Here is a 22,235-nt window from a genome sequence, read left to right as displayed (position 1 = left end):
TGAATGGGCTATGAGAAAGGACAGAAGATCATTTATCAAGAAGGGTGGGGCAGCAGGATTGGGTATGTTGGCCGGTTCCGGCATGGGGTTCACAGCAACTCCTTTTGGCCTTCCTTCTGATTTTTCTACTACTGAGGAGAAAGGTGAAAGCATCATTGGGCCTTATGGCCCATGGGTAAATAGTTTGTACAATAAACAAATTCCTTCCCTGTCCTTTCGAAAAGACAGCTTTAAGGATATTTCTGCTTGGAAAAAACAGGCTAGGGCCAAGGCCATAGAAAGGTTGGGTGTACCTGACCTAGGAACGGCCCCGGAGGTTACGGTGCATAAAACCTATACCTATGACGGATTGCAGGTAGAGGAAATAAGTTGGCAGTTGCCCTATGGAAGACCCACAGAGGCCATAGTGTTAAAGCCCTTGGATGCTCCGGAAAAACTACCCGGAATCCTGGCATTTCATTGCCATAGCGGAATTAAGTATTTTGGAAAAGAAAAGATTGCCAGGACTTCCGATAGGCACCATGAGGTCATAGAAGGGGCATTCGAAAGGTACTACGAAGATAGGCCCTGGGCCAATGAAATTGCTAAAAAAGGATACGTGGTAATGATCCCAGATGCCTTTACATTTGGGAGTAGGAGGGTGTTGCCCGAGGAGGTTCCTGAACATATGAGAAGGGGTTTACCGGAACAGGATGACCGCTCTACGGAGTATATAGATGCTTATAACACCTGGGCGTCCAACCATGAGCATGTCATGGCCAAATCCCTTTTTTGTGGGGGCACTACCTGGCCGGGGATGTTTTTTGCAGAAGACAATATTGCCTTAGACATTCTTTGTGAAAGACCTGATGTGGATGAAAAAAGAATTGGATGTGGGGGACTCTCCGGAGGCGGCTTACGTACGGTGATGACTGCGGGATTGGATGACCGTATCTCCTGTGCGGTTTGTGTGGGTTTTATGAGTACCTGGACTGATTTTTTACTTAATAAATCCCATACCCATACCTGGATGACCTATGCTCCCATATTGCCGCAGGAATTGGATTTTCCTGAAATATTGGGGTTGCGACTGCCCCTTCCCACTATGGTGCTTAATGACAGTGAAGACCAGCTATACACCTTAGCGGAGATGGAAAAGGCCAGGGATATTTTGGAGGAAATATTTACCAAGGCAGGCGCGAAGGAGAAATTCCAATGCAGTTTCTATCCAGGGCCACATAAGTTTGACATCGCCATGCAGGAGGAAGCTTTTGCCTGGTTGGATAAATGGCTTAGCACATGAACATTGGCAAGATGTATATTTTTACAAATCTGAAGTTTGGGTTAAAAGGATTTTGTATCTTAAGAACTCATTTACTAACTTCCTAAAGCCATGATCTTTAAGACCGTTTATCACAATTTCAGTTTGATATTGCTTGGGCTTTTGATTATTTGCATTCCTGAGCAGGTGTTGGGGCAGAAATCCGTTGATCCAGATTCGGAGATGCTTTGTGTTGGAGCCCATTGGACAGAGGAGGAAGGGGCTGAGTTTCTGAAAAATAGGAAGGCTGAATACCAGACTGAAGAAGAGTGGAAGAAGAGAGCCACAAAAATCAGAAATCAAATTCTTAGGGGTTCCGAACTCATGGATTTTCCTTCCAGATATCACCTGGAACCCATTCAAGGTAGAACTAGGAGGTATGAGGGATATTCAGTTACCAATTATGCCATACAAACGCTACCCGGTGTATATGTTACCGGTAGCCTGTATAAACCTCACGGCCGGATTCTCAATTTGCCTGGCGTATTGAGTCCGCATGGTCATTTTGATGAGCCCGGAAATACAGGTAGGTATAGAGAGGACGCTCAAATGCGCTTTGCTTCATTAGCTAAAATGGGTGCAGTGGTTTGGGCTTATGATGCTGTGGGATATGGGGAAATGGCAGACATTGGATGGGAGCATAAACATCCCAAAGCCCTAAAGCAACAACTCTGGAACAGTTTGAGGGGGGTGGATTTCCTAATCAGCCAGGGGGTGGATCCTGAGAAAATCGCCATTACAGGTGCTTCTGGTGGGGGAACTCAATCCTTTTTATTGGCCGCTATTGATGAAAGGATCAGCGTGTCGGTACCTGTAGTAATGGTTTCTGCCCATTTCTTTGGAGGGTGTGTGTGCGAAAGCGGTATGCAAATCCACAAATCCCATGATTTCCAGACTAACAATGTGGAGATTGCCGCCTTGGCTGCACCCAGGCCCATGCTTTTGGTATCCACCGGAAATGATTGGACCAAAAACACCCCTGAGGTCGAATATCCACATATAAGGCATATCTATGGACTTATGGGTGCAGAGGAAAATGTAGAATATGTACATCTGCCAGATGATCAGCACGATTATGATGAAAACAAAAGAAAGGCAGTTTATCCTTTTCTGGCCAAACATCTAGGGCTGGATCTCAGTAAGGCAATGTCTGAAAATGGAGACCTATTGGAAGATGATATAGTGATAGAGCGGCAGGAAACGTTATACATCTTTGATATCATCAACAGGTATCCTGAAGATGGGGTCACCCACAACGATCAAGTGAAGTGGGAATAGGCGAGTTAAAGTAAAAAACAAATTCACATAAATGATAAAACAAATGAGAAACCCAATAACCAGAAGGGATTTTGTAAAAAAAGGACTACTTGCCAGTGCGGCTGTAAGTGCTATCCAGATGCCTTCCCTATTTGCCCAAAATCATGGAATGAAGCTGGGACTGGTGACCTACCAATGGGGAAAGGACATGACCCTGCCAGACCTGATAGCTGCCTGTGAGCGTACCGGCTATACAGGCGTAGAGTTGAGGACCCAGCATGCACATGGCGTGGAAACCGATCTTTCCAAAAGGGAAAGGAAAAAAGTGAAAAAAAGATTTGAGGATAGCAGGGTGACCTGTGTAGGTTATGGGAGTAATTACGAGTACCATAGTCCTGACCCCGCTGAACTCAAAAAGAACATAGAAGGCACCAAGGCCTACATAGAACTGTGCAAAGACATTGGGGCTACTGGGCTTAAGGTGAAGCCAAACACACTTCCGGAAGGGGTGTCTAGGGAGAAGACCATCGCCCAAATTGCCTCCTCCTTAAATGAGGTGGGGAAATACGCACAGGACTTTGGACAGCTGATCAGGGTGGAGGTGCATGGAAGGATCACCCAAGAACTTCCCGTCATGAAGGAAATCTTTGATCAGGTGACAGAATCCAATGTGGTGATTTGCTGGAATAGCAACGATACGGATCTCAAGGACCCTGGCTTGGAAGCTAACTTCAACATGGTAAAAAAATGGATAGGCGATACCACCCATTGTCGTGCCTTTAGTGAGACTGAATATCCGTTTGAGAAACTTTTTGGTTTGCTCCGTGGTGCAGACTACAAGGGGTGGATTCTACTCGAGGCCCATAGTGACCCAGCGGATAAAATAGCGGCAATGAACCGTGAAAAGAAACTTTTCAACGAAATGATGAGCCGGGTTTGAATAGCAGAATGGATTGACAATAGTAGATAAAGAAAAAAGAGAACAATAGATTCAATTTCAATATACGTATGACACAAAGAAGAGACTTCATTAAAAAGAGCTTGATGGGAAGTGCCGGAATAGCTGTAGCTGGTATGTCGATGAGTGCCAAGTCCTATGGAAAAATTTTAGGAGCAAATGATAGGATGCATATTTCTGTGATAGGAATACGCGGACAGGGCACCAACCATATCAACCAATTTTGTAAGCTGAAAGAAAGCAGGAACGTAGTTATCAAAAACCTCTGTGATGTGGATGAGGAAACCTGGGCATCAAAGGTAAAGTTGGTGCAGGACCAGACCGGGGACAAGCCGGAAACCTCCTATGATATGCGCAAGGTTTTTGAAGACAAGGAAATAGACGCTGTTTCCTTCGCCACTCCCAACCATTGGCATGCGCTGGGTACCATTTGGGCCTGTCAAGCTGGAAAACATGTTTACATTGAAAAGCCCGCCAGCCATAATGTGTTTGAAGGGCGCAAAATGATTGAGGCAGCTCGAAAATACGACAAAATCGTGCAGGTGGGCTTTCAAAACCGCTCCATAGCCAATGTCATGGAGGCTATGAAATTCTTACATGATGGGGGAATTGGGGATGTATATATGGCTAGGGGACTTTGCTATAAGCCAAGAAACTCCTTTGGTATAGCCAAAGACAGCGCTGCTCCAAAAAACCTACACTATGACCTTTGGCTTGGGCCAGCTCCGTATAGGGCCTACAACGAGAAAAGAGGCCATTACAACTGGCACTGGCATTGGGATACCGGAAACGGGGATACCGGCAACCAGGGGCCTCACCAATTCGACATTGCCCGCTGGGGATTAAACAAGAATGAGCATCCCATGCAGGTGTACTCCACTGGTGGAATTTATGGCATGACCCCTCAGGAATGTTCGCAGGAAACCCCGAATACACAAACTTCTGTCTTTAAATATGCGGATGGAAAAATGCTGGAGTTTGAAACCCGTGGAAGGTACACCAATGGGGAATCCCATCTGGGAATTCAAATTGGCAATATTTTCTATGGCACAGATGGCTACTTGGAATTGAATGGCAGCACCTGGAAGGCTTATAAAAAGGATGAAAAAGAACCCTTTGCCCAATCTGCCAAGGAAAAGCCCTCCGGTGGTGGCGGATCCAATGTCCTAGCAGCACCTGGAGGCTCTGAACATTACGCCAACTTCTTGGATGCAGTAAGAAAAGGAGATCGTTATGCATTGCATTGTGACGTTAGGGAGGGGCATTACTCTTCAGCACTTCCCTTGATGGCCAATATCTCTTACCGGTTAAACCGAGGATTGAATATCATGGGGGAATACGAAAAATTCTCCAATGACTCGGAAGCCGACACCCTTTTGACCAGACCAAGCCGGCCACCCTATGTGGTACCTGATCAGGTTTAAATTAAATTAATTGATAAAAAATTAAAGGCTTGTTTATCTTATTGTAACTCTGGGATAGACAAGCCTTTTTTTAGGACTAACCCAATATTCCCATGCCCTCCTTTACGCACAAAAGTTTCCTAATTTCCATTTTACTTTTTGGAATGGTTTTACCCCTTTCTGCTCAGGAAGACCTGAAAGTGATTCAATCGCATTGGGTGAATTATACGGACGGCCACAATGCCCTATATAAACATCTGAGCCAACAAGCAATGACACTTTTGGATGAAAGAGAGGAAAAAATTAATGCCATAAACAGTCTTCAGGGATGGAAGGAAAGGCAAGCATTTATCAAGACCACCTTGAACGAAGTACTTGGCCCTTTTCCCGAAAAAACACCACTGCAGCCGGAGATCACCAGAAAAGTGGACAAGGGGGAGTTTACCATGGAGCACATTGTGCTTCAATCCCAACCTGGGTTTTATATGTCATCCACGCTGTTTATTCCCAAAAACCTCGATGGACCTGCCCCAACGATTATTTATTGTAGTGGGCATGCCCTGGAGGCATATAGAAGCTTTACTTATCAGCACGTGATTTTGAACCTGGTGAAAAAAGGCTATGTGGTTTTTGCCTTTGACCCTGTGGGGCAAGGCGAGCGACTGGAATACTATGATCCGGAGACCTTAAAACCCACAATTGGTGGCCCTACCAAGCAACATTCGTATCCCGGGGCACAGGGGTTCATCGTGGGGAGCACCCAAGCCATGCATATGATTTGGGATGGGGTCAGGGCTGTGGATTATCTCTTGACCCGGAAAGAAGTGGATCCTGATCGCATTGGTATTACAGGAAGGTCTGGTGGGGGAACCCAATCCTCTTATATCGCCGCAGTGGACGAGCGGATATACGCCGCTGCACCTGAAAACTATATCACCAATTTTAGACGGCTGATGCTGACCCATGGTCCTCAGGATGCAGAACAAAACTTTATGAGGGGAATAAAAAAAGGACTGGACCATCCTGACCTTTTGCTGGTGCGTGCACCAAAGCCCAATATGATGATTACTACAAGTAGGGATATTTTTAATATTCAGGGGGCCAGGGAAACCGCCAGTGAGGTGCAGGGGGTCTATCAGGCCTATAGTGCAGAAAACAACTTTTTAATGGTAGAGGACGATATGGGCCATGGCTCTACCCTTAAAAACCGAGAAGCTATGTATGCCTTTTTTAATACCCACCTGAGCCACAAGGGTACGGTGAAAGACCAGGACATTGACACCCTTTCCAAAGAAGACCTACAAGTTACTGCCAAAGGACAGGTGCTCAGTTCCTATACCGATGCAAAACGGATTTTTGACCTGAACAAGGAACGACTAGAGCATCTGGACCCACAGATGGAGTTGGATTTGGCAAAAGTGAAGGAATTGGCAGGCTATCGGGCACCTGAGAAGGAGGCGGAGACATTTTTGGTAGGCTGGCATCAACGGGATGGTTATGTCATCGAAAAGCACCTGATGCAGGGGGAAGGGGGGTATTGGTTTCCCTTCTTGCTGTTTCGACCGGAACAGAAATCAGGTAAAGCCCTGCTTTACCTGGATCCAGAGGATAAGGCTTTGGATGCAGGAGTGGAAGGCCCTATGGATCAACTTGTCAAGGAGGGCCATATGGTATTAGCACCTGATTTGTTAAATATCGGGGAGATGGGAAAAAGTGATTTTAAGGGAGACGCCAACTTCGAAGGGTTTAGTTATAATCTTTGGTTCGGGGCCATGCTGATCGGGAGGAGTATTGTGGGTATACAGGCAGGCGATGTGAGCAGGTTGGTGGATAACCTCCACCACAAAGAAAAAATGGAAATGGTAGCTGGGCTGGGCAAAGGACAGATGTCTTCGGTTTTATTGCACGCTGCAAATTTTGATAAAAGGATTAAAAAAGTGGCATTTGTAGCACCCATGACCTCCTTTAAGTCTGTGGTGGAAGATTTTAATTATTCACCTATGGATGTTTCATTTACCGTAGCGGGCTCCTTGGGCAACTATGACTTGCCGCAGTTGATGGAAAATTTAAAGGAACGTAATCCTCTTGTTTTCGGAGAGGGTTCCCTAGTCAAGGAATTCCCAAGTCTGGAACCGGAACGCATAAAAGCGACAGGGTCCGAAGAAGCGGCAGATGTATCTTTGTTGGAATGGATGAGAGAATAGTATTTCGGCTATTTGACACCAAAAGTTGCTTTGAGCTATGATAGCTAGGATAATTAAAGCAAATTCCGCAAAATTTAAGGTGTGACTTTATGGTGCAGGTTAAATGGACAATCCAGGTATAAAAAAATACCCTATCCACCAAGTTCCTTCCTTCAAAAATAGGATTTTAAAACTGGTTTAGATACCGATACCTGAGGTAGTAGCTGTAATTCCATACTACCGAAATAACCTCCCTATCAAAACATTTGGGCAAGGCTATTGCTTAACTTGGTGTATATATCACTGTTTTTATGCAAAAGAAAGTTGCCATTGCAGGTGCCACCGGTTATATCGGTATGTGGTTTATAGATAGGTTTAAGGAAAAATACCATATCATTGGACTTAGCAGAAGGGAGGTAAAAGAAAACCCCATCCCCGAAACGGAGTGGAGAAAGGTGGAGCTGTATTCCATAAGTTCGACCACAGAAGCGCTCAAAGGAGTAGATTATGCCATCTATTTGGTACATTCTATGAGTGCCTCAACCCGGCTTAACCAGGGAAGCTTTGAGGACACTGACCTTATCCTGGCGGATAACTTTGCCAGGGCGGCGGAAGCCAACGGGGTGAAGCAAATCATTTACCTTGGGGGCATTATGCCCAAGGAGGGTGAACCCAAAGATTGGTCTAGGCATTTGAGAAGTAGGTTGGAGGTGGAGGAAACGCTAAGTAGCAGAACCCCCAACCTCACCGCTCTTCGGGCAAGCATCATTGTGGGTCCTGGGGGCTCTTCCTTTGACATGATGAAAAACCTGGTCAGGAAACTACCGGTTATGATTTGTCCAAAATGGACAGAATCAGAAACACAGCCCATCTCCCTAAAGGATACCCTTACCATAATAGATTCTTGTCTAGGCAATGAAAAAGTGTACGGCAAAGCCATTGAAATTGGGAATCCGCAAGTAATGACCTACAAAGAAATGCTGATTCAAACGGCCGAGGTCATGGGAAAGAAGAGGTATATTTTTTCTGTCCCGTTTTTTTCTCCGGGCTTGTCCAAATTATGGGTGGGTTTTTTTGGAGAAAGCCCCACCCAACTGGTGTCCCCTTTGATAGAAAGCCTGAAACATACCATGACCGTTTCCGAGAAGCTGGCATTCAAGGAAAAGGACCTCAACTACCAAACCTATCAAGAGGCTGCCAAGATAGCGTTGGAGGAAACTGATCAGCCCAAAATGCCCACTTTCAACCCCTCTGAAAAGGAAAAGAACACCGTTAGAAGCCTACAACGGTTACCCAATCACCAGAGAAGGTCAGCACCTTGGGTGGCAAATAGGTATAAAGTATGGCTCCCCACCTTTTTCCGTTTTTTTCTCCACGCCAAGGAAAATGAATTGGGCACGGTGAGTGTTTTTCTATGGAAAACCAAGCGGCCAATGTTACAACTGACCTTGGAACCTTCACGTAGTGATGAAAAACGTCAACTGTTTTATATCAGCGGAGGATGGTTGGTAGGCAGGGTGGATTACGGGTGGCTGGAATTTCGTTCGGTACTTCAAGGTAAGTACATGATTTCGGCCATCCATGAGTTTGTCCCTAAGATCCCTTGGTTTATCTATGTAAACACCCAGGCAAGGTTACACCTGTGGGTGATGAACCGATTCGGGAAATACCTGAAAAAATATGAAGGGTGAAGGGCATCTAGCGCTACACTGGTAAAGAGGGATTCCAGAAAGTGTAAAACCTTCCGCCTGGTGACTATTAAAACTTTATAAAGAGGAATTGGCGGATCGAGTAATGGTAGTTCCTTTTAGGCTTTATTGATTTTTTAAAGAAAAAGCCCATATGGGAAGATGCCATATGGACTTAGATCATTTTGGTTTATATCTTTACCCAGGATTACCTAAGCAAATTCAAGGGAAAACGATCTTCCTGACCTATATCCCTGCTTAAGGATATTACCTCACTAACTGCCACTTTGTTCCAATGAATGTGAAGGTGCTTTCTCACCACGTCTTTATCTCCCCTAATTAAATTTAAGGAATAAGCACCAGGTTTAAGGCGGTTGAAATCAACCAACACATGATTCTGACCAGTGTTTTTCACCTTGAATTCATACACTAATCTATCAATATCATCCCTTACCCTTACGGTTATTTCCCTATCCATAGGAAGGGTACTCACATCAAGTTTTGCATATTTCCCTTTTTTTTCCACAGGCAACAACAAGTTATTGGGATTGTTGGAAGAGGCGTTCGCAAGGTTAAATAATGCAACAACCATAATTAGTGTCAACAACAATGAAGCGAATTTTTCAAGTAGCGTTTTCATGATTCAAAATAGTTAGATGGTAAAATTTGAAGACTAACAGTAATAATAACGGTATAAAAAGTAAAAGGTTTTATTAATTAGTAAAGTATATTAAAAAAATGTATTATACTTATTTAGTTAGTAATACTTACTTTTAGAAAGTACTATTACATCATGTTAGCCTCTGAGTGGGAAAATGAACTTTAAGTGGAACTCATTTGATATGGTGGTACAAAAGAATCGTATTGTTCTTTTGATGGAAATTGAGGTTTAAGATGGTTAGCCAAATTCTGAAGATGGCCTTTCCCCTATCACTATTTGTCTTCTTACGAATGCGGAGTCACCACCTCAACAGGGACCTTCAGGTAGTTGGCGATTTTCACTAAGGTGTGGGCATGGTGTCCCACACCCAAGGCAAAATGATGGGTGGGGCCAGCTTTTACCCAATTTTGAAGGAAGCTTCTTATATCAGGTTTAAAGTATCCCCGGGTATTGGTGTTACCGGTGGCAGGTATGGGACCCGCCACGGATTCTCCTTCTGCAATCACAAACTTGAATTTCCCTTCGTAGGTGCTTCCAATACTTAATATAGTGATGGGCCCTTCTTTGATTTTGAATTCTACCCCCGCACCAAATCCGGGTTTTCCATGGTATTTTTTCAGGCTTCTCAAAATAGGCCTACCTTCTGCGATGGCGATATTATGTGGCCCATCGTGGCCGACCAAGACAAACCCTTCAAGAAAATCCACTGGATGCAGTTCGGCAAAGCTTCCCCCAATTCCCAACCTGTCCATGATCATCATGGCAACGCAGGTCTTCAAATCCGACTCCCCACACATGGGGAAGCCCGTAGCTGTAAGCAGTGAATTTCCCACTGCCAGGTTGGACATTACCTGTTCGGTAACAGTTCCCGGCTGCCCTTCATAATAATATGCCAGGCCATCCAAATTCCTTTCAGACACAAACTTTTTCAACCCCGCAGCTACCTTTGCGGCAGTTTCCAAGTCAGCATCCCTCAATTTTTCTGAAATGGGGTCAGACACGGGGTCAGGGGTATCAAAAAATTTCAATATCAGGGACTTATAGTGTTGAACTTCTTGAGGGGGAACATCCTGGAAAGGTCTTACAATTTCATGGGCTTCACATTGTACCACATGTGCACCAAAAAAACTGGTAAGCATGGTGGCATCGGTATGCATATCCAGCATTGCTTCTATAGGATGGCCAATATGGCCAATCCTTGCCTTTTTTAAGGTACTTAATACCGCTGCAATCCGACAATACTCGGCAATTGACTTGTCGGATTCGGGGTCATCGTGTAAGGTACCTATGATCATTTCAGGCATAGGCTTACCCATTCTCACTGCCACGCCGGCAAACTCTGGAAGACTGCAAATATCATCATTATAGAGTTGCATGTACGTAGAGGCCCGCTGGTAATCCATGGCCTTGTCCGGCTGCAAAGCCACAAGGACTATTGGGATTTCCAGGCTTTTCACCAAGACCCCAAAGGTACTGGAAGTGGCATAGGTAAGCATATCACAAAACACCAAGTCCAAATTGGCCGCTAACAGTTTTGGTAAAAGGGCATAGGCTTTTTCCGCACTGTCCACCATGCCAAAATCCAATAGTTCTACATCAGATTGGTTTACTTTCTTTACGAACTCTTCCTGTTTGGCCAAAAGATCTTCCAGAAGGCCCTCGAATTGGTTCCAATATTTGAAATAACCCACGCCAAATACCCCTATCCTAGGGCGGGTGGTAGTTAAGCGCTTTAACTGGGGAACTCCGTTTTTTTCTTGTGCGTATTCCATAATCTTAGGTTTTGAATGCTATGGGTTTGATTTGAGGTATGAGGGTAAGCAAAAGTACAAATGCCAGAGGATAAAGTAATCCTGAGGCAATCCATAAGGGGGTATAGCTATATTGGGAGACAATTAGGCCTATAAGCGGATTTATGATCAAAGCCGACAGGGTACCAGCCGTTCCGGATAGTCCCACCACGGTGGAAGTGGCCCTTTCCCCATACATGTCTGAGATAGCCGTGATATAATTGGTGATCCAGAAACCATGGGCAAGCATCAGCAAAGCCATTAGAGCAATCCCTACGGATACGGCATCTATGATATCAATAAGGGGGCAGAACATGGTCAAAACTGCTGCCACCCCCATCACCCATTTTCTCGCGTGGTCCAGTGGAAGTCCTTTGCGGATCAAAAGTCCCGACAAATAGCCCCCCAGGATATTGGAAACTCCCAATGCAAAGAATGGAATCCAAAAGATATCACCAATCAATTCAAAACTCACCTTTTTTTCTTCATTGAGGTATTTTGGGATCCAAAACATCATGAAGTAGAACACCGGGTCAAGCACGAAGCGAATGGCTACAAATGTCCAGGTGGCTTTTAACCGAAAAAGCTCCCTAAAAGCTGCGGGCTTTACCCTTATTCCTATGGTTGGTGGTTTTAGGTCGTAGTTTCTTTTAGGAAATAGCAGCCAGACGCCTACCCAAATCAATCCCAGAAAACCGGGAATGATAAACCCACTTCTCCACCCATACATATTGGTAAGCCAAATGGTGAGCGGCGGTGCCACTACTGCACCTACGGCTGCTCCCCCTATGGCGATACCATTGGCAAATGCACGTTCTTTTTTATCGAACCACTCGTACACACTTTTGGCAGCTCCAGGAAAGCAGGCTCCTTCCCCCATACCCAACAAAAACCTAAATCCCACAAGGTGATGGAAACTGTTGGCAAGGCCATGCAAGGCATTGGCCACAGACCAAACTCCAACTGCCAAGGCCAGTCCCAGTCTACCACCTACAAGGTCTATCAGTCTACCTCCCAAGGTGAACATGAGCCCATAGCTAATCAAAAAGGCTGTGTTTAACCAACCATATTGGATATCACTGAAATGGAATTCCTCCTGGATTTTGATGATGGCAATGGACAAAACCTGCCTGTCCAAAAAATTGAGACCCGTGGCCAAAAAAAGCATTCCTACCACCCACCATCTCCAATCTTTCCCAGTTTTCACCATATCAGTTTGGCCTAAGTTCATGTAAGGGGCTAAGAGAGACAGGCCCTAATAGGCCTGAGGCCACTAAGGGAATGGTCTCCCAAGCTTCACCTCTCACCCTAACGATGTTGGTCTCCGTATAGGAGTTGCCTTCTTTATGGTCTCCGATGATACGATTGGCCCAGACGTTGGCCACCTTTACGGTAAGTTTATTTTCACCCTCCACTAAAATTTCACTCACTTCAAAGGTGTGGGGATAGGTCCAGGTAATTCCAAGGTTTTGGCCATTTAACCAAACCTCTGCCACTTTTTCCACCTCACCTAGGTCTAACAGGATACGTTTGCCCTTTTCAAGGCTATGCAAGTCTGGATAGGTAAAACTTTTGTCATAGGTCGCGATGCCTGAAAAATACTTGATTCCAGGATCATCATTTTCCGTCCAAGAAGTTAAACGGGGCAGGCTTACCTTTTTGGGGGCACCAAGTCCTTCCGGAAATGTCAATTCCCAGTCTCCCTCTTCAAGTTGAAACGGGTTAGTACTTTTGGTAAAAGCGACTGTTTGGCCTTCATTATGAAAGCTAACTTCTTGCTCGCTTTCTATGAGGAGGCCTTGCGGGTTGTACTGAAAAAATGGAATGTCATCTGCATGGGTTTCCATTGTTTTAAAAGTAGGGCCTTGAGGATTCCCGTTTGAAAAAACGATAAAAAAGGATTGAAAGGGCGCGAAAGAAAGCGGAATGGTAGTAACTTCCCCTTGGATATTGAAAACCGGTAAGGGGCAAAATTCCCCGGAAACCGGATCCCAAAGCTGAGGACTTAGGCCGGATTGCCGGAAATCACAAAGTTGGGTGGTAGGGTAGTCAGAGCTGTTTCTCAAAAAATAATAATGCACATCTTCCTTTGCCTTATGAATAAAGTCTATCAATGGTTTATCCGCACTGTTTTTTGAAAGGGATTGTGAGGTAAAATCAGGTTTTATGGCCAATGCCTGCAGTACTTGCTGGGGATAAACTCCTGCCAAGATCTTTTTTTGTTCAATGGCGGAATGAATTTCTTCCGTTCCTATTTTCAACCAATTCTCCTCCATCTGTTCAAGCATTTCTTTTTCGGATAAAGTGGAAATTCCCAGTCCTGCTTTGCCCACTGGTTTTTCACCCACAATGATCCCTCCTAGCTCCCTTAATTCCAGCAATTTCTCCCAGACCTTTGGGTTCATCCGTTCTTCCGGGTGAAGGGCCAACAGCCTGTAAGTTCCTACCCCTGGTATATGGATTTTTCCATCTACACAGGTTACCTCATCCAGCAGGATTTCAGTATTAACCACTTCGTAGTCATAGCCTATTCCTGCGGTAAAATCCACGTTTTTTGGGCGCACTATGTTGGGAGCCCGGTCTCCATGGTAGTAGAGCACATCTGCTTGAAAACGTCCTTGTTGCATCATGTAAGAGACACGTCCGAGGTATTCCATAAAGGGCTTGGCCATGGGCCACCAAACCCTTTTGTCATGGATATGCGTTCCGGCGTGATAGGCAATACCGGGGTTTCCAAACCTGCTTGGATTATGGCTGGACCCATGAAAGACTACCTTACTCATGCCTTCACAAAATGCCCTGTCTCCAACGGACTTGATATCACCGGGGCCCTCTTCCCAATGGTGAAAACTAGTAAAAGCTTCCATCTCCACGGGTTGCCTTCTATAGATGTTACCAGCGGCACCCGGGCCTTTTACCACTCGTAGCAGGTCAATACTGTCTTCATCATACCTATGGTGCTTGTACCAAAATTCCCCTCTAGGAACATCAAGGGCTCCCAATGCTCCCAAAGCTTCCACGGGAACATTGTGCAGTGGGGGGCCCGGCCCACCGGATTCGGAAATGAGGCGCAGGCCATGTTGGTTGGCAATCTCACTTCCTTTTTTGTAGTGGTTGTTAATGATAAGATCAGAAAGGGTGTTACGGTAATCATGAAGAAATCCGGAGGCCAAGCTAGAAGCCCCATATTGATCTTCATGAAGTATTGGCAGAAACTTGAGCATGGAATAGCCATAGGAATCCTCGAATGCCTGTGGGAGTTTGGGGGTCCATACAAATCCCGTTGCTTCATAGCTGGCCAGATAAAAATAGGTCAACGCACTTTGTTTCAAATCTCCTAAACGCTGGGTCAATTTGTCCACAAAATGTCCGAAATGAAAAACAGTTGCCTTCTCGTCGAAATGATCAATGATGAGTCCGTCAGAATTTGGGCTGGGTAACTTCAGACGCTCCGCTGAGTTACTGCAAACGTACCTGTACACGTCCCATTTTCCCGCCGGAAACTCCCAGTTTAGTTTGCCGTCTGCTAGGTGTTGATTTAAAAGATGGATGTTGGCCGTATCCAGTTGGGTTTTTTCTCCGGAGGGTATGGCCAAAACAGCCACTTCCTGGATGAATTTTGGAGTACCGTCTGCCTTATACAGGTTTTGTTGCACACTGGTGAGCTGCTTACTGCTGCTGTTGGGAAAATCGGGCATGGGCAATGCTATTTCCCCATTATGAGGTCCTTGGATTGTAGTCTTGGAGAAAAACAAAGATTTAGCGGCATGTTCAGGGCCAATCCAGCTTCCTCCCGCATTCCAGCTACTTGCAAGGTTAAGGCCTATTTCCATTTCCAGTTTTTGGGCTTCGTCTATCGCAAATGCGATATCATCCAGGGATGCCTTGCTCATAAATGCGGGGCCGGGGAGTACCATGCCACCGGGATTGCTGTATGCGGTAGTCCCTATCTCAAAGATATCCAAGCCACTGATTCCCATTGCCTGCATGGCATTCAGCTCCTGCTTCAGACGCAAGGTGTCGGCATATCCATTGAGCCACCACCAATAAGCTTTTGGTCTAGCTTCTGGTGGAGGGCTACTAAACCCTTCCTTTAGCGAGTCGAGGTTTTTGGACTCAGGGACAATTTCGGATTCGCAGGCCGATACAATGAGGAGGATAGCCAAAAGATGTAATGGAGTAAAAACGCTTAGCGAGGTCTTAAAACAAATTCTACCTATGTTTTCCATCAGAAGGTTTCATATAAATTAATAAAATACCCGGAAGCTCCATGAGCTCCCCATCCATAGTCAATACCAAGATTAAGTCTTTTGGAAGGAAGTACCAAAAACCTCAACCCTGCGCCATATCCGAAATGAATGTGTCGGAACAGTGAGACATTTTCGTTCCTATTGCTGGCACTTGTAGCATTTAGGAAAATCACGCCACCTATAAAATCCTTGTTCCTTTGAAGAGGAAACCTCCATTCTATTTCGTTGTAAACCACATCTTCCCCCCTGAACCTTCCAAAAGTATAAGGGCGCCCCGACCGGTTGAACATGTCCCAACCCAGGGCTGGAAGAAAAAGGTAAGGTAGGTCCCCATGGGTGACAAACCATCCGTAGGACCAAAGCCCCAGAATATGCCTGGGCCGCTCAGGGTTCAGGGTAAAATATTTCCGGTATTCTGCCCATAGTTGGGAACTGTTGGTAGTGCTTCCCATAAATTGAGGCATAGGTCGAAAGGAGAGCCATGCAAACTCTCCCTTGTAGGTGTTTGCCACATTGTCCCGGCTATCGTACATGGCATTCAATGAAAAGCCCGATTGGACATACTGGTCTATGTTCATTCCTTTTTGATACTGGTAGTGGTGGTGGAAGGAATCTTTAATGGGATCGGCATCCAGGTCCAAGGCATCGTCCCATATATCAAACATTCGGTCGACCATAATGCCCATACCGTAAAAAAAACGGGTATTGGGAACACGTTTCAAAGCAGTACCGTAAAATCGAAACTGGCTGAAGTAGATCCTTTCTTCCTTGGGTTCCAATCTGCCCACGGCCTGGGCCCCCAAGGGATCCAGTGAAGCGATTCCCGATCCCAATCCAAATGTGGGCTGGTTGTTGTTGTTATATCTTATATCCGCAAGCAATGCCCAAGAATCATCCTTTAAGAAAAAATTAGACCGTAGTGAGGTGAAAAATTGGTTCTTCGTGGTAAATAAAACCATGCCAAGAGCCGTGGACATGCTGGTGGTTTCCGGGTTTCCGGTTGTCCAATTGAAGGAAGGAGACACCCCAAAAACCCATCCGGCGGTGGGGTTGGCAGAAAGAAAGGGCATAGGGAAAATGGAGACCTTTTTTTCCTTCTTTTTTTTCTCCTGGGCTCGGAGGTCAGAAAAGGAGCCTAGGAAAAAGCAAGAAATCAAAAATAAGTAAGTGAAAGCGGTTGTGCCTTTACTCATTTAGTTTGGGTTTTTGGGATGTATTGCGTTTAAGGTAAATAAAAATGCTTGGTAATAAAAGAAAAATGAGTACGAAAGAAAAACCAGGGTAAAAGGAGAACTTTATACCACTGGTCCTTAAATTGGGTATGATTTTTTTATATTTAGGCTTTTGGAAAATATCAAAATCCTAGACATCATGAATCGATTGAAGCGTATCTATTTAGTCCTAATCGGATTTTTGTTGGTGATCCTGTCACCACAACCTCTAAAAGCCCAGAACGGGCCATCTTTTACCATGGATAAAGGTACCAATATCAGTCATTGGCTGTCCCAAAGTCAGCGCAGGGGAGCTGAGAGAAGTGCTTTTTTCACCGAAAAAGATGTGCGCTATTTGGCGGGGCTGGGATTCGATCACATACGTATTCCAGTGGACGAAGAGCAGTTGTGGACGGAGGATGGAAAGAAAGTAAGAGAGGCATTTGCCCTTCTGCACAATGGCATCCAATGGAGCAGAAGAGCAGGTTTGAATGTGATCGTGGATCTGCATATCCTTCGTTCCCACCATTTCAATGAAGGGGAAAGGCCCCTATGGGTCGATCCACAGGAGCAGGAGCGTTTTCTTCAATGCTGGAAAGACCTGTCGGAAGAACTAAAAAAATATCCCAATGCCTTGGTAGCCTATGAATTAATGAATGAACCTGTGGCAGATGACCCGGAGGACTGGAATAAATTAATTGCCAAGGGGGTGGAGGTTATTCGTAAAAATGAACCTCAGCGAACAATTATAATTGGATCCAACCTTTGGAACAAGCCTCAAACCTTTGTGGACCTACGTGTCCCGGAGGATGACCCTAACTTTATCCTGAGTTTTCACATGTATGAACCAATGCTGATTACCCATTACAAAGCATCTTGGACCAAAACCAGGGATTTTGAAGGAGAAGTAAACTACCCAGGCACTATTGTATCAGAGGATGAAAGGAATAAACTTTCCGGGGAATTGGCACAGTTAGTCAGGGAGCAGGACCTATTTTACGACAAGGTGACCATAGAGCACCATTTTGGTAAGGCCATTGCCCGTGCGCAGGAACTCAACCTGCCTTTGCATTGCGGAGAATGGGGAGTATATCCCACCGTTTCGGACGAAATTAGGTTTGCCTGGTACAAAGATGTCCTTGAGGTTCTCCATAAATACGACATTGCCTGGTCCACCTGGGATTATAAGGGAGGATTTGGGATAATCCGTGGGGGAGAGGAAGACAAGGAACTGATTCAAATTTTGGTGGGAAAATAAGGAGTACCTGTTGGGCCCTGTACAAGTATGTTAATAGTTTTATTGAGATAGGTAAATCGACTTAACTTGGATGGAATAAAAAGTGGGAAAACTCCCAGAAAGGCAAACATGTTGGGACTCCTCCTGGGGCCACTTTTCTTTATTTTTATACTGGGCCTAGTCTGGTCAGGGATGGTTCCTGAGGAAAATTGGGTAAAGGTGGTGGCTGCCGCACTATGGATGATTATTTGGTGGGTAACCGAGGCAGTGCCTATTCCTGTAACTGCCTTATTACCTATGGTGCTTTTCCCTCTCTTGGGGGTGTTTGATATGAGGGAGGCCACTGCTCCATATTCTGATCCCATTATATATTTATTCATGGGGGGCTTTCTCATTGCTTTAGGAATGGAGCGGAATAAGCTCCATCTTCGCATAGCCTTAAACCTTATAAAGTTTACCGGAACCAACCCGGATGGGATTATCCTGGGTTTTTATATTTCTACTGCATTTCTGAGCATGTGGATCAGCAATACCGCCACAGCTGTGATGATGCTTCCCATCGCCATGTCTATCCTGCAATTGATCCAAAAGGGAAATCAGCAGCTCTCCAATCAGAAGAGTTTCCACAATTTTGCCTTCGCCTTGATGTTGGGCATTGCTTATGCGGCTAATATAGGAGGGGTGATTACCATAATAGGGACCCCTCCCAATGTGGTATTGGTGGGGTTTATGCAGCAATTTTACGATTATAGCCTGGATTTTAACCGTTGGCTTTTAATTGGCCTTCCCATTGGGGGGGTAATGCTGGCCATTATGTATTTGTTTTTGGTTAAGTTTCTATACCCCAGTCGACTGGGAAACATCGCTGGATCCGCCCAGGTGATCGAAGAGCAGCTTAAGCAATTGGGACCGGTTTCCCCCGCCGAAATCCGCACTAGTGCTATATTGATTTTCACGGCTTCATGTTGGATACTCAGGGAGCCCCTCAACGAACTTCTTCAAACCCGTCTGTTGAATGATACCATCATCGCCATGGTGGGTGGATTGTTGATGTTTGTGGTGCCTGCCAGGGATTTCAGGGGGAGAAAACTTCTGGATTGGAAGAGTACCGAACGCTTGCCCTGGGGCATCCTACTGCTTTTTGGTGGGGGAATGAGCCTTGCAAAGGGAATGGAGGCAGCAGGTATAATCCAGGCCATTGGAGCCTTTGTTGCGGAAAACCCCTATCTATCCACTGCATTTTTGTTGCTGGTTTTGATATTTATCATGCTTTTCCTTACCGAATTGATGAGTAATGTGGCACTGGTAACAATATTTGTGCCGGTGGTAATGGGTATTGCCGATGGGATAGGGGTGCCGGTGCTGAGTTTCGTCATTCCGGTGACCATGGCGAGCAGTTTTGCCTTTATGTTGCCCATATCCACCCCTCCCAATGCCATTCTTTTCTCGAGTGGGTTTATTCAAATTAAGGAAATGATGAAAGTGGGAATAGTACTGAATATTATTTCGGTTCTGTTACTATGGTTAGCTGCCTTTACGATTATTTCTTGGGTGTTTTGACGAAACTATCCGAATAAAATCAGGAATTAATAATCAGCAACTTTTTAAAAACCATCATCTATCCTCATATTTGCGGAAAGAACGGGAGGCTGTTTGTAAAGTTTCCCACAAAAAACAACTATCATTCATGTCTAATCAAAAAATTAAAATCACTTTACCGGACAACTCGGTAAGGGAATACGAAAAGGGTGTCACTGGCATGCAAATCGCTCTTGGTATCAGCGAAGGCTTGGCCAGAAACGTTTTGGCCGCCAAGGTCGACGGCCAGGTTTGGGATGCCCAAAGACCTATTGAAAAGGATGCCGAGGTTCAGTTGCTTACGTGGAATGACAAGGAAGGAAAGTCAGCGTTTTGGCATTCCTCTGCCCACGTGATGGCCGAGGCCTTAGAGGCTCTTTATCCTGGAGTGAAACTTGGCATTGGCCCTCCCATCGAAAATGGGTTTTACTATGATGTGGACTTCGGGGAAAAAACCCTGGAAGGAGCAGAGTTGGAGCGCATAGAGGCAAAGATGATGGAACTTGCCCGGCAAAAGAACGAGTTTGTTCGGAAGGACATTTCCAAGCCTGCTGCCTTGGAGTATTATAAGAAAAAAGGGGATGAATATAAACTGGATCTCCTAGAAGGCCTTGAGGATGGGGAAATCACCTTTTATGAGCAGGGTAATTTTGTGGACCTTTGCAGAGGCCCACATATTCCCCATACAGGAGCCATAAAGGCCGTCAAACTGTTGAACATTGCCGGGGCATATTGGCGGGGTGACGAAAAGAATAAAATGCTTACCCGGATTTACGGCATCACCTTTCCCAAAGCCAAGGAGCTTAAGGAGCACCTGGAAATGCTGGAGGAGGCGAAAAAGCGTGACCACCGCAAGTTGGGAAAGGAGCTTGAGCTTTTTACCTTTTCCGAAAAAGTGGGGATGGGACTGCCATTATGGCTTCCGAAAGGTACCTTGCTACGGGAAAGATTGGTGAATTTTTTAAAAAAGGAACAGGACCGGTCAGGTTATCAGCAAGTTATCACACCCCATATTGGGCATAAGGCACTATATGAGACTTCCGGTCACTATGAAAAATATGGAAAGGACAGTTTTCAGCCCATAACCACTCCCCACGAGGGTGAGAGTTTCCTTCTAAAGCCTATGAACTGTCCGCACCATTGTGAGATTTACAAGAGTAAGCCCAGGTCTTACAAGGACCTTCCGGTAAGGTATGCGGAATTTGGCACAGTGTACAGGTATGAGCAAAGCGGTGAATTACATGGACTGACCAGGGTCAGGGGTTTTACCCAAGACGATGCACATATATTTTGCAGGCAGGATCAGGTAAAAGAGGAGTTTATAAAGGTGATCGATTTGGTGTTGTATGTATTCAGGGCACTGGGGTTTGATCATTTTACTGCTCAGATTTCCCTAAGGGATCCGGGTAACAAAGAGAAGTACATCGGTGAGGACGCAGCTTGGGACAAGGCAGAGCAAGCTATTATTGAAGCCTCAGCCGAAAAAGGGATGAAAACCACCACAGTAACGGGAGAGGCGGCATTTTATGGGCCTAAGCTAGATTTCATGGTGAAGGATGCCCTTGGCAGAAGCTGGCAGTTGGGAACCATTCAGGTGGACTATCAGTTGCCTGATAGGTTTGAGTTGGAGTATGTAGGGGCGGATAACAAGCGCCACAGACCGGTGATGATTCACCGTGCCCCCTTCGGGTCCCTGGAAAGGTTTGTGGCTGTACTGATAGAGCACTGTGCAGGCAACTTTCCCTTATGGTTGGCACCTGAGCAGGTAATTATTCTCCCCATATCTGAAAAGTACCTAGATTACGCAGAGAATATCAAGGCTCGTTTGGATGAAGCAGGAATAAGCGGAGAAATTGACAACAGAGACGAAAAAATTGGCCGAAAAATCAGGGATGCTGAGGTGAAAAAGATTCCTTTCATGATTATTGCGGGAGAAAAGGAGCAAGAAGAAGGAAAGCTTTCGCTCCGCAAACATGGAGAAGGGGACATGGGAAGCTACACCATGGAAGACTTTGTGGCGTATTTTCAAGGAATTATCGCCTCATCTTTAGGAAAATAAAATAAACAGGAATAAATATCGGATTTTTAATAATTAAAAAATTATTCGATATTTGCACTTTCATAGAATCACACAATAATAAACATTTTGAGAGGAAAAAGATCTTACAGTCCGAGACAAGAGGAACCATATCGCGTAAATTCAAGGATCAGAGCCAGGGAGGTTAGGGTCGTTGGTGATGTTGTGGAAGGAGGTAATGCAGTAATGCCTACTGACAAAGCAGTAAAGCTAGCGGAGGAGAATGGCCTCGATCTCGTTGAAATTTCTCCTTCAGCAAGCCCTCCAGTTTGCAAGATCATTGATTATGCGAAGTTTAAATACGAGCAGAAAAAGAAGCAAAAGGAAATTAAGGCAAATGCTGCAAAAACAGTTGTGAAAGAAATCAGGTTTGGTCCAAACACGGACGATCATGATTTTGATTTTAAGCTGAAGCACGCGATCAACTTTCTGAAAGATGGTGCCAAGGTGAAAGCCTATGTGCATTTTGTGGGTAGAACCATCGTCTTCAAGGAAAGAGGAGAAATGTTGCTGCTGAAATTTGCGCAGGCACTTGAGGAATACGGTCAAGTGGAGCAACTGCCCAAGATGGAAGGCAAGCGAATGAACATCTTCGTATCGCCCAAGGCAGGCAAGAAGTAAGAAACAATTTCAACTAATTTA

At 45.2% G+C, this 22,235-nt stretch carries 15 protein-coding genes; 10 read left to right on the top strand and 5 right to left on the bottom strand.

The window, feature by feature from the left end; translation table 11 throughout:
- The first annotated feature begins 10 nt into the window (after positions 1-10).
- From DB520_RS13305 to DB520_RS13280, 6 genes are all read left to right on the top strand, one after another.
- On the top strand, positions 11-1,282 hold the full coding sequence (locus DB520_RS13305) for a dienelactone hydrolase family protein (RefSeq protein ID WP_114750199.1): 1,272 nt from the start codon (positions 11-13) through the stop codon (positions 1,280-1,282).
- A gap of 90 nt (positions 1,283-1,372) precedes the next feature.
- A complete protein-coding gene (locus DB520_RS13300) occupies positions 1,373-2,578 on the top strand; it encodes an alpha/beta hydrolase family protein (RefSeq protein ID WP_114750198.1) in 1,206 nt (401 codons plus the stop codon).
- Between the two features lie 43 nt (positions 2,579-2,621).
- On the top strand, positions 2,622-3,497 hold the full coding sequence (locus DB520_RS13295) for a sugar phosphate isomerase/epimerase family protein (protein ID WP_114750307.1): 876 nt from the start codon (positions 2,622-2,624) through the stop codon (positions 3,495-3,497).
- 68 nt (positions 3,498-3,565) lie between these two features.
- Complete coding sequence (locus DB520_RS13290) at positions 3,566-4,939, top strand: Gfo/Idh/MocA family protein (protein WP_114750197.1); 1,374 nt, start codon at positions 3,566-3,568, stop codon at positions 4,937-4,939.
- 92 nt (positions 4,940-5,031) lie between these two features.
- On the top strand, positions 5,032-7,122 hold the full coding sequence (locus tag DB520_RS13285; RefSeq protein WP_114750196.1) for an alpha/beta hydrolase family protein: 2,091 nt from the start codon (positions 5,032-5,034) through the stop codon (positions 7,120-7,122).
- A 290-nt stretch (positions 7,123-7,412) separates the two neighbouring features.
- Entirely contained in the window at positions 7,413-8,792 is a 1,380-nt protein-coding gene (locus DB520_RS13280) for an NAD-dependent epimerase/dehydratase family protein (RefSeq protein WP_114750195.1), read from the top strand.
- A gap of 205 nt (positions 8,793-8,997) precedes the next feature.
- Here DB520_RS13280 and DB520_RS13275 read toward each other — a convergent pair whose 3' ends face one another.
- The 5 genes from DB520_RS13275 to DB520_RS13255 form a co-directional block, all read right to left on the bottom strand.
- Positions 8,998-9,429, bottom strand: a complete 432-nt coding sequence (locus DB520_RS13275) for a hypothetical protein (RefSeq protein ID WP_198675329.1) — start codon at positions 9,427-9,429, stop codon at positions 8,998-9,000.
- Between the two features lie 305 nt (positions 9,430-9,734).
- On the bottom strand, positions 9,735-11,222 hold the full coding sequence (locus DB520_RS13270) for an L-fucose/L-arabinose isomerase family protein (RefSeq protein WP_114750194.1): 1,488 nt from the start codon (positions 11,220-11,222) through the stop codon (positions 9,735-9,737).
- Between the two features lie 4 nt (positions 11,223-11,226).
- The gene (locus DB520_RS13265) at positions 11,227-12,471 is read right to left on the bottom strand and encodes an MFS transporter (protein ID WP_232834961.1); all 1,245 of its coding nucleotides are present in this window, start codon (positions 12,469-12,471) and stop codon (positions 11,227-11,229) included.
- Positions 12,452-15,469 carry a glycosyl hydrolase gene (locus tag DB520_RS13260; RefSeq protein ID WP_114750193.1) on the bottom strand — a complete coding sequence of 1,006 codons (3,018 nt, stop codon included), beginning with the start codon at positions 15,467-15,469 and terminating at the stop codon, positions 12,452-12,454. The genes DB520_RS13265 and DB520_RS13260 overlap by 20 nt, the downstream gene beginning before the upstream one ends.
- On the bottom strand, positions 15,469-16,683 hold the full coding sequence (locus DB520_RS13255) for a BamA/TamA family outer membrane protein (RefSeq protein WP_232834960.1): 1,215 nt from the start codon (positions 16,681-16,683) through the stop codon (positions 15,469-15,471). The genes DB520_RS13260 and DB520_RS13255 overlap by 1 nt, the downstream gene beginning before the upstream one ends.
- A gap of 178 nt (positions 16,684-16,861) precedes the next feature.
- On the opposite strand from DB520_RS13255, the gene DB520_RS13250 reads away from it, so the two are divergent.
- The 4 genes from DB520_RS13250 to infC all read left to right on the top strand — a co-directional run bounded on the left by DB520_RS13250 (position 16,862) and on the right by infC (position 22,214).
- The gene (locus DB520_RS13250; RefSeq protein ID WP_114750303.1) at positions 16,862-17,959 is read left to right on the top strand and encodes a glycoside hydrolase family 5 protein; all 1,098 of its coding nucleotides are present in this window, start codon (positions 16,862-16,864) and stop codon (positions 17,957-17,959) included.
- A 66-nt stretch (positions 17,960-18,025) separates the two neighbouring features.
- A complete protein-coding gene (locus DB520_RS13245) occupies positions 18,026-19,498 on the top strand; it encodes an SLC13 family permease (protein ID WP_232834959.1) in 1,473 nt (490 codons plus the stop codon).
- 127 nt (positions 19,499-19,625) lie between these two features.
- Positions 19,626-21,575 (top strand): threonine--tRNA ligase, encoded by a 1,950-nt coding sequence (gene thrS / locus DB520_RS13240; RefSeq protein ID WP_114750192.1) that lies wholly within the window; start codon positions 19,626-19,628, stop codon positions 21,573-21,575.
- 87 nt (positions 21,576-21,662) lie between these two features.
- The gene (gene infC / locus DB520_RS13235; protein ID WP_114750191.1) at positions 21,663-22,214 is read left to right on the top strand and encodes a translation initiation factor IF-3; all 552 of its coding nucleotides are present in this window, start codon (positions 21,663-21,665) and stop codon (positions 22,212-22,214) included.
- Positions 22,215-22,235: the final 21 nt, after the last annotated feature.

Origin of the sequence: Pleomorphovibrio marinus, from assembly GCF_003347495.1 — a bacterium.
In the GTDB taxonomy this organism is placed as follows: Bacteria; Bacteroidota; Bacteroidia; order Cytophagales; family Cyclobacteriaceae; genus Pleomorphovibrio; species Pleomorphovibrio marinus.
Note: the sequence above shows the minus strand (reverse complement) of the source record. Positions and strands in the feature narration are given on the sequence as shown.